We start from the raw sequence: 434 nt of genomic DNA on the forward strand, positions 1-434 counted from the left end.
GTGTCGCTGCTGGAAACCGGCTACCACACCTATGCCGATTCATTCTGGGACAGCCAGACCCAGGTCAACAGCTTCCATGATGCCACCGGGACTTTCCACCGTATTCCGCGAGGCCATTTGCCTGACGAACTGTATCTCAATCATTTTATCCTTGATGAAAGCGGCTTTGTCGGCAAGGTGGTGGATCTGGACAACGACATGGCGGTATTGCACGACTTGCCGGTGGAGCAACTGATGTCTCAGGTAGCCTGGGGACTGCGTCCACGGGACCTGCCCCAGGCGCTGGCATTACATCTGTTGCTCGATCCGTCGGTCTCGCTGGTAACGCTCAGTGGTCAGGCCGGTTCCGGCAAAACCATTCTGGCACTGGCCGCCGCCATTGAAATGACCGTCGCCACCCAGCAGTTTCGCCGGATTATCGCCACCCGCAGCAC

General features: G+C 58.1%; 1 protein-coding gene. It reads left to right on the forward strand.

What is annotated here, in order from left to right; translation table 11 throughout:
• On the forward strand, positions 1 to 434 hold a 434-nt coding region (locus tag Q4563_RS16300; protein ID WP_303605223.1), incomplete at both ends, for a PhoH family protein.

This window comes from Gilvimarinus sp. 1_MG-2023, from assembly GCF_030548285.1.